Source organism: Rhizobium sp. BK456, assembly GCF_014194045.1.
Classification (GTDB): domain Bacteria; phylum Pseudomonadota; class Alphaproteobacteria; order Rhizobiales; family Rhizobiaceae; genus Rhizobium; species Rhizobium redzepovicii.
In genome coordinates this window covers 141,613-153,521 of the sequence record NZ_JACIAO010000006.1, presented here as the reverse complement: position 1 = coordinate 153,521, position 11,909 = coordinate 141,613, and the positions used below count along the sequence as shown (strand labels likewise).

Sequence of the window (11,909 nt, the reverse complement as noted above, 5' to 3'; positions counted from 1 at the left end):
GGTCTACATCGATTGCAAGAGGGAAAGCTGCCGGAGAAACGGCAGGACAAGAACAAGGGAAACGAATGTCGGGACTTCTGGCGGCAAGCCGGCTGATCGATTCGGTCAGTCGGATCATGGGCAAACTTTCCGAATACATGGTGCTGTTCTGCTGTCTGATCAGCGCCGGAAACGCCATCGTCCGCTACGCCTTCAACTACAGTTCGAACGGCTGGCTCGAGATCCAATGGTATCTCTTCGCCTTCGTCGTCATGCTCGGCGCCTCGCATGCGTTGCGCAACAATGAGCATGTCCGCGTCGACCTGATCTATGGTTCCGTGTCCGACAAAGCGAAGATCTGGATCGACATCGTCGGCCTCATCGTCTTTCTGATCCCGGTTTGCGTCTTCCTCACCTGGATCTGCTGGCCCTTCTTCACGCTGTCCTACCAGCAGGGAGAAATATCGGGCAATGCCGGCGGGCTGATCCGCTGGCCCGTCAAGCTGATCCTGGTCGCCGGTTTCGCATTGCTCTCCCTTCAGGGCATTTCCGAGCTGATCAAGCGGATCGCCGCCCTGACCGGCCACATCCAGATCGACACGACATACGAAAAGCCGCTGCAATAGCGCTCCCGGGGAGAAACGGATTTGTTTGATTTCGGTATCATCCCGCCGGCGATGTTCCTGGGCATGGTTATCTTCATGCTCTACGGCTTTCCGGTCGCCTTCTCGCTGGCCGCCGTCGGCCTGTTTTTTGGCATCATCGGCATCGTCACCGGCCATTTCGGCGAAGTCTTCCTGCAGGCGCTGCCGCTTCGCTTCTTCGGCATCCTTTCCAACGACCTACTGCTCGCCATCCCCTTCTTCACCTTCATGGGGGCGGTGCTGGAGCGCTGCGGGCTGGCCGAAGACCTGCTCGAAGGCACCGGCAAACTCTTCGGCGGCATACCCGGCGGCCTTGCCTATGCCGTCATCCTCGTCGGCGCGGTCCTCGGCGCGATCACCGGCACGGTGGCCGCTTCCGTCATCACCATGGGCGTGATCTCGCTGCCGATCATGCTGCGCTACGGCTACAGCCCTCGCCTTGCCACCGGCGTCATCGCCGCCTCCGGCACCATCACCCAGGTGATCCCGCCCTCGCTCGTACTCGTCGTACTCGCCGACCAACTCGGCAGGTCGGTCGGCGACATGTATCTCGGCGCGATCGGCCCCTCGATCCTGCAGGTGTCGATCTTCGTGCTCTTCATCCTGGTGATGTCGATCTTCCGGCCGAAATCGATGCCGCCGCTGCCAAAGGAGGTGCGCGGCGACTTCAACTGGGCGCTGCTCGCCAAAGTCCTGATGGGCATGGTGCCCTCGATCGTGCTGATCTTCCTGGTGCTCGGCACGATCTTCATGGGCCTTGCAACGCCGACGGAAGCCGGTGCGCTTGGTGTCGTCGGCGCCATGGCGCTCGCCGCCATGAATCGCCGCCTCACCTGGCCGCTGATCCGCGAGGCGATGACATCGACCACCCACATCACCTCAATGGTGGTGATGATCCTGATCGGCTCCACCTGTTTCAGCCTGGTCTTCCAGGGCATGGATGGCTCGCGCTGGATCGAGCACATGCTGTCGGGCATTCCCGGCGGGCCGGTCGGCTTCCTGATCTTCGTCAACATCTTCATCTTCGTGCTCGCCTTCTTCCTCGATTTCTTCGAGATCGCTTTCATTGTCATCCCGATGCTCGCCCCCGTCGCCTCGCATCTCGGCATCGACCTGATCTGGTTCGGCGTGCTGATCTGCGTCAACATGCAGACGAGCTTCATGCACCCGCCCTTCGGCTTCGCGCTGTTCTACCTGCGCTCGATCGCCAGCAAGGACGTCAAGACCTCGGATATCTACATGGGCGCCCTCCCCTGGGTCGGCATGCAGCTGATCCTGGTGGCGATCGTGATCTTCTGGCCGCAATCGGTGACCTATTGGCTGGATCACGGCCCGAAGGTCGACCCGAACTCGATCAAGATCGAAGTCCCGGGCTTCGGCGGCCAGCTCGGCCTTCCCCCGATCGGCGGCGGCAACGGCTCGCCGCAGATCCCCGGCCTGACCCTGCCCCCACTCGGCTTGCCGGGAGCGCCGCCGCCACCGGCCAAATAACCCCGCCAAATAAGAGCCAAAACAAAACCCCGGATCAAGCGATCCGGGGTTATGTATGCGTTGGTGTCGTGTGCCGATGGAAGCCCTCAGAGCTTTCCTGCCCGCTGCTGGATCATCATGAACGTATCGAAAGTGTATTCCGAAAGCTGCATCCAGAGATAGGCGTCCCGCTTGAAGGCGGTCTGGTCGTCGTAGATCTTCTTGAAATACTGGTTGGTGCCCGAGATTTCGCTGTAGATGCCGGTCGCCGCCTGGAAGCAGGCTTCCATGATCTCCTGGCTAAACGGGCGCAGCGTCGCACCTTCCGCAACGAGCTGCTTCAGCGCGGTCGGGTTCTTCGAGTCGTACTTTGCCAGCATGTTGGTGTTGGCGAAGGCGCAGGCATCAGTCAGCGCTGCCTGATAATGCTTCGGCAGGTTGCTCCATTTTTCAAGGTTGAAGAAGCCATGCACCGTCGGGCCGCCTTCCCACCAGCCCGGATAGTAGTAGTACTTCGCCACCTTGTGGAAGCCGAGCTTCAGGTCGTCATAGGGGCCGACGAATTCGGCCGCATCGATCGTGCCTTTTTCCAGCGCCGGATATATGTCGCCGCCGGCAATCTGCTGCGGGATGACGCCGACCTTCTCCATGACGCGGCCGGCAAGGCCGGCGATGCGCATCTTGACGCCCTTGAGGTCATCGAGCGTATTGATTTCCTTGCGGAACCAGCCGCCCATCTGCGCACCGGTATTGCCGGCAGGCAGCGCATACATGCCCTGTGTGGCATAAAATTCATTCATCAGCTTGTTGCCGTTGCCCTCGTAAAACCAGGCATTGGTCAGGCGGCTGTTCAGGCCAAACGGAATGGCCGTTCCGATAGCATAGGTCGGGTCCTTGCCGACGAAATAATAGGAGGTCGTGTGGGCTGCCTCAACCGTGCCGGCGGCCACCGCATCGACGGCCTGCAGGCCGGGCACGATTTCACCAGCCGCGAAAGGCTGGATCGTGAAATTGCCGTCTGTCGCAGCGGCGACATGCTTGGCGATATCCTCGGCACCGCCATAGATCGTATCCAAGCTCTTCGGAAACGACGACGTCATACGCCACGCGATCTTTGGATTCTCCTGCGCGATCGCAGGCGCTGCCAATGCCGTTGCGGCGACCGCGCCGGCGCTGGCGGTTCCCGCCTTCTTGAAAAACGAACGACGATCCATCAAAAACCTCCCGTATGGATGGCACTGCGCGGCCAATCTTCACCCCACCCGCAGCCGGCGCAAACCTAAGCATGGCGGGGGCCGCGATTCAAGCTTTAGTCTATTAGCCTTTGGCATCAAGACGGCAACTAGCGAATACGAGTGCGCCTATCAAAATCAGCGGCTTAGCAGCGAAGCCGGGAGCCAGGGGGCTGCTTCGGCCGTATTTTGGCCACCTGACATAGCCAAGCGTTGACTTAAGGGCCGTTCTGGCGCCAGAAACGCTGTGCTGAAAGATTTTTACCGGGGTTGATATGACGAAACCGATCGTTGCCATTCCTGCCGATATCCGCAGCTTTGACGGCGCGACCTGGCATGCCGTGCAGCATCAATATCTGCGTGCCGCCTTGAATGCGGCCGGCGTCATGGCCTTCATCATCCCCGCTTTCGAGGCAGGCTACGATACCGACGCGATCCTCGACCGCGTCGACGGCCTCCTCGTTTCCGGCTCGGCCAGCAACGTGCACCCCTCGCTCTATGGTGCCGAGGCCAATGACAAGGACGGCCCCTTCGACCCCGCCCGAGACGCCACCAGCCTGCCGCTGATCCGCCGCGCCCTCGACTGCGCCATCCCACTGCTCGCCATCTGCCGCGGCATCCAGGAGCTGAACGTCGCGCTCGGCGGTTCGCTGGCAAGCGAGATCCAGGAGCAGCCCGGCATTTGGGACCATCGCCGACCGGACGGTGTCGACCGCGACGGCATGTATGCGATTCGCCAAAGCGTCCACGTCAAGGAAGGCTCCTGCATCGCAAGCATTCTCGGCCCCGGAGAGGTCCGCGTGAATTCGCTGCATCGGCAGGCGATCGCCAGGACCGCCCCACGCCTGCAGGTGGAAGCGGTCGCCGAGGACGGCACGGTGGAGGCCGTTTCCGTTATCGACGCCAAGGCTTTCGCTGTCGGCGTGCAATGGCATCCGGAATATTGGGCTGAAACCGACAAGTCCTCGAACCAGCTGTTCGCCGCTTTCGGCGACGCCGTCCGCGCCTATGCCGCTGCCAAGCTGCCGGTCATCCCCGCGCAGGCGATCGCGTGACGGCGCAATGCCGGCGAGCCACCAGACCCGCCGGGCGTTGAACTGCGTCGATCAATGGTGATCTTCGTCCTCGTCATCATGCTCATGCTTGAGCCAGGTGCAGAGCTCCGCCGGCAGCAGTTTCTCATAGGCATCGTCGCTGCCGACGAACTCCCCAAGATCCTTGACGCTGACGAAGCCGACATTCGGAAATTGCTCTGCCGCGCTACGCAGGAAGTCGAAGCGTTCGTCGCCAACGCCGACCATGACGTAGTAGATCTGCGATTCGGCGCGCTCGGCCTTCTGTAGCAGCGTCCAGGCCGCATCCCGGTCGGCATTCTCGCCATCCGTCAGGAAATAGTTGATCGCCGGAATACCCGAACGTGTCTCCTCGCCGAACGTATCGCGGCTCATGCCGAAGATCATGCCGAGCAGACCGCCAGCCGCCTCCTCTTCCATCAAACCATATGTCATCAGGTTCGAGCGGATGACTGGGCCATAATCGGTGCCACCCCAGAGCACGGTTTTCAGCTTATTATTGCTGATGATCTCGCGCTCGACGTAACCTTCGTAATTTTTCGCGGTAGCCGGCGCGAGCGATGCCATCTTCTCCTGATTGGAGAACACCCAGGTATCGATACGCCCGTCATCATCGAAATAAAGAGCGACGGGAAGAATACGCTCGAGCGCCGCCTGTACCGCGCCGGATTTGAAAAGGTCGCTCATCGAGCCCGAGACATCGATGTTGAGGCCGACCTGCGCCGGAATACGCTCGTGAATGCCCTGTTTCTGAAGGACGAAGCCGACGCGGCGAACTTCTTCCTCGGGCTTGTGCAGCTTGAATGTCGTCATGGGTCATCCCTCCGATTTGAGTTTTCCTAGAATACGCGCGTGAATGCCGCGCAACGGCGCTCCGGCGCCGGCCTGCGATGGTGATAGAGCGGTTCGCGCCGCCGTCAGCGCCGCGGAATAGGCCGCATGCCACGCCGGCAGCTCCTCCTGCAACAGGCCTTCTGCAGCGTGTCCCAATGCATCGACGTGTAGTGCAACGGCAGCAACGGTCCGCGTGCTCACCTCGATCGTGGCTTTCGTGGCCGCGAGACTGACAGTCCTCGTTTCGATCGCTTCGGCTTGCGAGGCGTAATGGGCCTGCCGCTCGTGATCGGACAGTTGGAGCGCGCTGACGTAATGAACGAGGAAGCGCCCCGCCAGGATATGGGCCGCCAGATTGCGGTCGAGCGTCGCATAGCCTTTGCCGACGGCGCGCAACCCTTTCGCGATGGTGACAATCTCGGGAGCAAGCGCATCGAGCTCTTTCGCCAAGGCCTGCACTTCAGGGTAAAGCTGCGAAAACAGGCCGGCAGGATCGCGCGGCGCCGCCAGCGCTTTGATCGCCCTCAGAACGCCGCCGCGAACGGCAAAGACGCGGTCAGGGTCGAGCTCGCCGAGACGCTGGAGCAACTCGGCACTCAGGCGCTTTCCGCGCGCCAACACTTCGCTGTCGACAAGGGCAAGTTCGCTTTCGGCAAGCCTGCCATGCTCTGTCTGGAGGCTGGCGCCGAAGCGCAAGACGTCGTCGAAATGATGGTCGTCGAGATTGGTCCCGTCAACGATGCGCAACGCCATTGACGCAAGCGATGCCGCAGCGTTGGCGTCGATCTCCAGAAGCGCCTCGACGCTGCAGGCAATGCGCCGGCGAACTTCGCCGGCCGCAAGAACGCGCGGTGTGTCGCCTTTGGGTATCGGGGCTTGTGGCGAACCAAACAGGATTCTCGGTTCGGCAGGCGGCCGGGAAGGACCGGCAACGTCAGGCGATGCGCTTTCCGGAAAAAGCACCTTTGGCAACCGGTCCGGCTCCTTTTCCGGTGGTCCATCTGCCTTGCCTCTTGTCAAGTGAGGCTCCCGTTCAGCCGAAATAGGCTTGAATGACGTCGCCAAGTCCGGCATTCGATCCCGCGCCGACGGCATGGAATCGCCAGGATCCATCCGCCTGCTTGAGAAAGGAAGCCACCTGTATCGTCGTCTTGCCGGCAAACTCGGCCGTAAGCTGGTAGCGGCAAAGCTCGTCGTCCATCGCATCGCAAACTTCGATATAAGCGTTCTTGACCTTGCCGAAGTCTTGTCTCTTACGTTCCGCATCATGGATCGTCGCCCAGACGGCAAGCTCCGAGACCTCCGCCGGCAGCTTCGCCAGCACGATCTTGAACTCCTCGCGGAACCCCTCATCGTGGTGACCGCCGCCATGGCCGTCTTCGTCACCGTCATCGTCCGGCTCCGACCTTTTTATCAGGCCGCCACGTCCGGTCCGGTCGTCACGTTCGTGCCACATCGAGCCGTCATCCGTCTGGAAGGAGCCGTCAGCGTTCTTGATGAGCGAGCCTTCCGGATTGCCGGAACTGCGCACGAAAGCATAACACAGCGCATGCGAGCCTTCATTGTAGAGTCGCGCACGGTTGGCATCGCCGCCCGGATGGACCAGCGCAAAACAATGCACGTCGAGATCGAAGGCCGGGCCTGAACCTTCGGGCGGATCCCAGACAAGTCCCGAATGGACGAGCTGGATTTCCTTCTGGATCTGAAATGACTGACCCTTGTTGAGCTTGAAGGTTGCCATGCGCTGTGGTTCTCCTGAAATCTCAGATCGGGCGATCGGTCACGATTTGTCGCGCTTGCTCGAGCTTGACGCGGGCGGCAGCATAACGCTCCTTGTTTCGCTCGCCTTCGGCGACCACCTTGTCGGCGATATCGCGCAGCCGCTGGGCGGTGCTAAGCACCAGATCGGCATCGGCAAGCCGGGTCTCGCCGGCGGCTTTGACTGCATTGACCGAGACATCCTCGAGCACCTGCGATCCATATTGCTGAAGCGATGCGCGCAGTTCGCGCCGCATGGCGTTCATCTGCTGGATCGACTGCATCTGGAAGAGTGCGTGCAGCCGAATGAGGACCGACTTGATGTCGTTGAATTCCGCATTGGCCGAGGTGACAGTATCCGCAAGGGTCGCGAGCGCAGCACCGCGTGCAATCCCGATCGAATCGAGATCAGCCGGAGCCTTGGCATAGGCGGTTTCAAGAACGAGGACCCGGTTCTGGAAGATGTCGAGCTTCTGCGAGAAATCGCGGGCTTCCTGCACCTTGAGCGGATCGCCGGAGGCCGCCTCTTTGGTCAACCGGTCAAGTTCGCGGCCGGCATCGGCGACGATACGGCGGCCGGCCTCGACGAAGACGCCGAGAGACACGATCGTATCGCGATACCCCTGCGCCAGCGTACTCATGCGCGACACATCGAGGATGAGCTTGCCACTCTCCTCCTCGATCTGCACCTCCATCGGCCTGACGAGATCGCCGAGGGACTTGGCCTTGCTTTGTAGCATGCCGCGAACCTCGTCAGTCACCGCCTTGAGGCGCTTGGCGGGATCACCGAGACCCACTGCCATTAGCAAACGTTCGAGGAAGCTGCCCTTCAACTTCTCCCGGATGCTTGCCTCGAGCCCCTTCAGATCGGCATCGTTGACGCCATCCCGGATCGTCCGGAATAATTCGAACAGCACCGGCGACTGCGCATTGGTGATCTGCGAAAGGATGGCATCGAGCTTGGCGCCAAAACCGCCGATAGCCTCCTGGCCGAAGGTGATCAGACCATGCGGCTCTACGGTCGCCAGCCTGAACCGCTCTGCGAGATCGCTGACCTCGCCTGCCTTTTCAGGCGGAAGAACGACCGTCACGACGGCGGGCAGATTGCCGGTTGAAAGCGTAGGCGTCAGACGCGGGCTCGTCTCGCGAGTCGCGGTGTTCGGCGTGCTTGGCTCCGACATGCCGTCAATCCTTTTTGTTCGGCTAGCCTTACGGTTCGGCTTCAAGCCGCCCGGAAAGCTACGAACTTAAGTTGTAAAAATCGGCAGGAATGTAGCCGAAGGGTTCGTGTCGGGCAACATATCATCGAGGAACAGTCGATTGACATCAGGTGAGGCTCCTGATCGCTCCTGGAACGGCGCGCCCCGCGCCTAGGCCTTCTGCGGCGTCTCCGGTACCGGCGTCAGCGCCGCACCCTTCTCGAACCAGGCGATGAGATTGTCGGCGACGAGATCGGCCATGGCGTTGCGGGTCGGCACCGAGGCGGAGGCGACGTGCGGCAGGAGCACCGCATTGGCCGGTTCCAGCAGGCCGACCGGCACGGTCGGCTCGTCATAGAAGACGTCGAGACCGGCGGCACCGAGCGCGCCGGAAGCAAGGGCTGCACTCAGCGCCTCCTCGTCCACCGTCCAGCCGCGGCCGACATTGACGAGAATACCGTCAGGACCAAGGGCTGCCAGAATATCGGCATCGATCGTCTTATGGGTCTGCGGCGTCTTCGGAACGATGGCGATCAGCGTATCCGCCGCTTCCGCCAGCCCCTTCAGCGTCGGGTGATAATCATAGGGTGCATCGGCATGGCGCGAGCGCGTGTGATAGCTGATCTTCACCTTGAACGGCTCCAGCCGCTTGGCGATTTCGAGCCCGATGCGGCCAAGGCCGTAGAGCCCGATATGGCGGCCCTTGAGCGAGAAGCGCGACAGCGGATAGGTCGCGCCCGGCTTCCAGTTGCCGGCGCGCAGCCACGCCTCGGCCCGCGGCAATTCGCGGATCGTGTTCAACAGCAGGCCGATCGCCGTATCGGCGACTTCGTCGTTCAGCACATCAGGCGTATTGGTGACGACGATGCCCTTTTCGGCGGCGCGCTTCACATCCATGCCGTCATAGCCGACGCCGAAACTGGCAATCACCTCGACAGCAGGCAGCTGGTCCATCCACGCACCCGGGAAAGCGCCGGAGACAGCGACGCCGCGGATGCGGCCGGCGGTCTCGGCGTCGAGCGCAAGCTTTTCCTCGCGCGCGACGGCGATGATGTCAAAACGATCCTTCAAACTTTCGAGAACACGCTCGTGTATCTTCCCAGGAACGAGAATGGCGATGCGGGACATGGCTTTTCCTCTTGGATACGGTCTTGATTCAGGCGCGGGGCCGATGAGGACTGGTCGACTGGCGGATGCGCATTTCCGGTTTGATCAGATGCATGCCGTCAGGCTCGTGGCTACCGGCAAGGCGGTCGAGCAGCGCCCGGGCCGCCAGGCGCCCGACCTCGGTCTGGCCGTTCCAGACGGTCGTCAGCGCTGGCGTGGCGATCGACGCCTCCTCGAGGTCGTCGTAACCGGTGACGGAAATATCGCGTCCCGGCACTAGGCCGGCACGGGCAATCCCGTTCATCAACCCGATCGCCACCAGATCGTTCCAGCAGACGGCGGCCGTCGGCTTCTGCGGCAGCGACAGGAAATGCACCGCCGCCTCGAAGCCGCCCTGTTTCGAGCGCGGGCCGGGGATGCGCAGGTTCGGATCGACCTCGATGCCGGCCTTGCGCAGCGCGTTCACATAACCCTGATAGCGGTCGCGGCCGGTGGATGTCTGATCCGTACCGCCGATCATAGCGATCGAGCGGTGGCCGAGGCCGATCAGGTGGTTGGTGGCAAGCGAGATGCCGTAACTGTCGTCGCCGCGATAGGTCGGCAGGTCCTGGCCCTCCATCGAACGGGCGACCAAGATCGCCGGCATGCCGTTTTCTTCCGCCAGTTGCACGTCCTCAGGCGGCGTGCCGATCGCCGGCGACATGATGACGCCGTCGCCGCCGAGCTGCAGAAGCGTCTCGATGAAGGTGCGCTGCTTTTCGACATTGTCGTAATGGTTGGAAAGGATGAAGGTGTGGCGGCTGCGATCGAGTTCGCTTTCGATCGCCTTCAGGATTTCCCCGTAGAACGGGTTCATGATGTCATGCACGACGACGCCGATGATGCCGGAGCGCGAAGTGCGAAGGCTGGCGGCGCGGCGATTGTAGATATAGCCGAGCGCGCGCGCCTGTTCTTTGATCTTTTCCCGGGTATTGCCGGCGACGAGCGGGCTGTCGCGTAAGGCAAGCGATACCGTCGCCGTTGAAATGCCGAGTGTTTCGGCAATTGTGGAAAGCTTGATCTTCTGGACCACGTGTCCTCCTCCAGGCAGCACGCAAGACAGCAAGACCACGCCGGCTAACCGGCGCGGCCCCCTTAAAATGTTTAATTAAAAGATTTAACCGGCGGAAGCAATTCGTCTTTCAGGGTATTTTCAGTCTTCGTCCGGTTCTTCGATATGAAGGGCTTCGGCCTGCAGATTGCCGTCGATCGCCTTTAGCAGCCGGACGAGATTGCGGATTTCCTTTTCGGAGAATGCCTGCGTCGCCAGCCTGTCGCAGGCCGAGGCCGCCATTTCTATCCCCTGCACGCTGCCGCGCCCGAGCTCGGTGAGATAGACCTTGGTAAGGCGCGCATCCTCGGCATCGGGTTTGCGCTCGAGAAAACCTTGCGCCTCCATGCGGCCGATCGTGCGCGTCATCGTCGGCGCCTTGACGCCGAGCTTTTGCGCAAGCCCGCCGGCCGTCATGCCGTCGCTCTCAGCAAGCGAGAGGATGACACCGTCCTGGCCGGCATAGAGGCCGCTTTCGAGCAGGTTGCGAGAGAGCACCGTGCGCATGGAACGAGCCGCCTGGGTTAGCGCCGGCGAAAGGTCGACGAGCGTATACTCGGTCTGATCCTTCTTCTTGGACTTGTTCTTCTTACCGTCCTTATGCTTCTTTCCCATAGCCATCCCTTTGATCTTTAAGCGCTGGCGCCGCTGCGATATGACATTGCCCAGGATCTCGTCATAAACAAGAGGCAACGACCGGATGATGACGCCTTCGCCCCGCTTCGACGATAGCGACCCGGTCTCCGCCCGCGGCGGGCGCCGCCCGATCGCCGTACTGCCGCTCGGCGCTTACGAACAGCACGGCCCGCACCTGCCCTTCGAAACCGACACCCTGATTGCGGAAGGCATTGCCGGACGATTGAAGGCGGCCTTATCAGCCGGCCTGCCGGTCACCTTCCTGCGCGCCGAATCTGTCGGCTATTCCATAGAGCACATGGATGTTGAAGGAACGAAGACGCTCGCGTTCGACGAAGCGGTCGACCGCTGGCTCGGCATCGCCGAGCGCCTGGCCGAGCAGGATATCCGCAAACTGGTGATGCTGAACGCCCATGGCGGCAATTCGCCCCTGATGACGATCGTCGCCACCGAGGCACGGATCCGCTTCGCCATGCTTGCCGTGGCGACAAGCTGGACCCGCTTCGGTCTGCCCGATGGCCTGATCCCGCCGGAGGAAAAGGCGATCGGCATCCATGGCGGCGACATCGAGACCTCGGTGATGCTGGCGCTTCATCCCGACATGGTCGATATGGCGAAGGCGGCGGACTTCCCTTCCCGACAAAGCGAATTTACCGGGCGCTTCAAGCATCTGCGCGCCTACGGGCCGCATGCTTTCGGCTGGAAGATGTCGGATCTCAATCCCCAGGGCGCGGCAGGAAACGCCGCGGCTGCGACGGCTGAAAAGGGCGAAGCGCTGATTGCCCATGCGGTGAAAGGACTAGTGGAATTGCTGCGTGATGTCGACGCCTTCGACATCACGCAGTTCCGGTAAAGATCGGCATCCGAGCGGTGCAGACGATGTGATC

12 protein-coding genes are annotated in these 11,909 nt (G+C 61.6%); 4 read left to right on the top strand and 8 right to left on the bottom strand.

The features are described 5' to 3' along the window. The first annotated feature begins 65 nt into the window (after positions 1 to 65). Both FHX03_RS18560 and FHX03_RS18555 read left to right on the top strand, forming a co-directional pair. Positions 66 to 605 carry a TRAP transporter small permease subunit gene (locus tag FHX03_RS18560; RefSeq protein WP_097628713.1) on the top strand — a complete coding sequence of 180 codons (540 nt, stop codon included), beginning with the start codon at positions 66 to 68 and terminating at the stop codon, positions 603 to 605. A gap of 21 nt (positions 606 to 626) precedes the next feature. Continuing rightward, the gene (locus tag FHX03_RS18555; protein WP_097628712.1) at positions 627 to 2,114 is read left to right on the top strand and encodes a TRAP transporter large permease subunit; all 1,488 of its coding nucleotides are present in this window, start codon (positions 627 to 629) and stop codon (positions 2,112 to 2,114) included. Between the two features lie 86 nt (positions 2,115 to 2,200). Here FHX03_RS18555 and FHX03_RS18550 read toward each other — a convergent pair whose 3' ends face one another. Then, positions 2,201 to 3,307 (bottom strand): TRAP transporter substrate-binding protein, encoded by a 1,107-nt coding sequence (locus FHX03_RS18550; protein ID WP_097628711.1) that lies wholly within the window; start codon positions 3,305 to 3,307, stop codon positions 2,201 to 2,203. A 293-nt stretch (positions 3,308 to 3,600) separates the two neighbouring features. Here FHX03_RS18550 and FHX03_RS18545 point away from each other — a divergent pair, with 293 nt between their 5' ends. Beyond that, entirely contained in the window at positions 3,601 to 4,380 is a 780-nt protein-coding gene (locus tag FHX03_RS18545) for a gamma-glutamyl-gamma-aminobutyrate hydrolase family protein (RefSeq protein WP_097628710.1), read from the top strand. A gap of 51 nt (positions 4,381 to 4,431) precedes the next feature. Here the strand turns inward: FHX03_RS18545 and FHX03_RS18540 are convergent, their stop codons facing one another. From FHX03_RS18540 to FHX03_RS18510, 7 genes are all read right to left on the bottom strand, one after another. Next, entirely contained in the window at positions 4,432 to 5,211 is a 780-nt protein-coding gene (locus FHX03_RS18540) for a VWA domain-containing protein (RefSeq protein ID WP_097628709.1), read from the bottom strand. Between the two features lie 3 nt (positions 5,212 to 5,214). After that, positions 5,215 to 6,195 carry a hypothetical protein gene (locus FHX03_RS18535; RefSeq protein ID WP_312865341.1) on the bottom strand — a complete coding sequence of 327 codons (981 nt, stop codon included), beginning with the start codon at positions 6,193 to 6,195 and terminating at the stop codon, positions 5,215 to 5,217. A 70-nt stretch (positions 6,196 to 6,265) separates the two neighbouring features. After that, positions 6,266 to 6,973 carry a TerD family protein gene (locus tag FHX03_RS18530; protein ID WP_097628707.1) on the bottom strand — a complete coding sequence of 236 codons (708 nt, stop codon included), beginning with the start codon at positions 6,971 to 6,973 and terminating at the stop codon, positions 6,266 to 6,268. A gap of 22 nt (positions 6,974 to 6,995) precedes the next feature. After that, positions 6,996 to 8,171 carry a toxic anion resistance protein gene (locus tag FHX03_RS18525; RefSeq protein WP_183854913.1) on the bottom strand — a complete coding sequence of 392 codons (1,176 nt, stop codon included), beginning with the start codon at positions 8,169 to 8,171 and terminating at the stop codon, positions 6,996 to 6,998. 189 nt (positions 8,172 to 8,360) lie between these two features. Continuing rightward, entirely contained in the window at positions 8,361 to 9,317 is a 957-nt protein-coding gene (locus tag FHX03_RS18520; protein ID WP_097628705.1) for a 2-hydroxyacid dehydrogenase, read from the bottom strand. A 28-nt stretch (positions 9,318 to 9,345) separates the two neighbouring features. Then, positions 9,346 to 10,368 carry a LacI family DNA-binding transcriptional regulator gene (locus FHX03_RS18515; RefSeq protein ID WP_003590238.1) on the bottom strand — a complete coding sequence of 341 codons (1,023 nt, stop codon included), beginning with the start codon at positions 10,366 to 10,368 and terminating at the stop codon, positions 9,346 to 9,348. 120 nt (positions 10,369 to 10,488) lie between these two features. Then, on the bottom strand, positions 10,489 to 11,001 hold the full coding sequence (locus FHX03_RS18510; protein ID WP_003590237.1) for a MarR family winged helix-turn-helix transcriptional regulator: 513 nt from the start codon (positions 10,999 to 11,001) through the stop codon (positions 10,489 to 10,491). A gap of 85 nt (positions 11,002 to 11,086) precedes the next feature. Between FHX03_RS18510 and FHX03_RS18505 the strand changes: the two genes are divergently transcribed. Then, a complete protein-coding gene (locus FHX03_RS18505; protein WP_097628704.1) occupies positions 11,087 to 11,875 on the top strand; it encodes a creatininase family protein in 789 nt (262 codons plus the stop codon). Positions 11,876 to 11,909 lie beyond the last annotated feature (34 nt).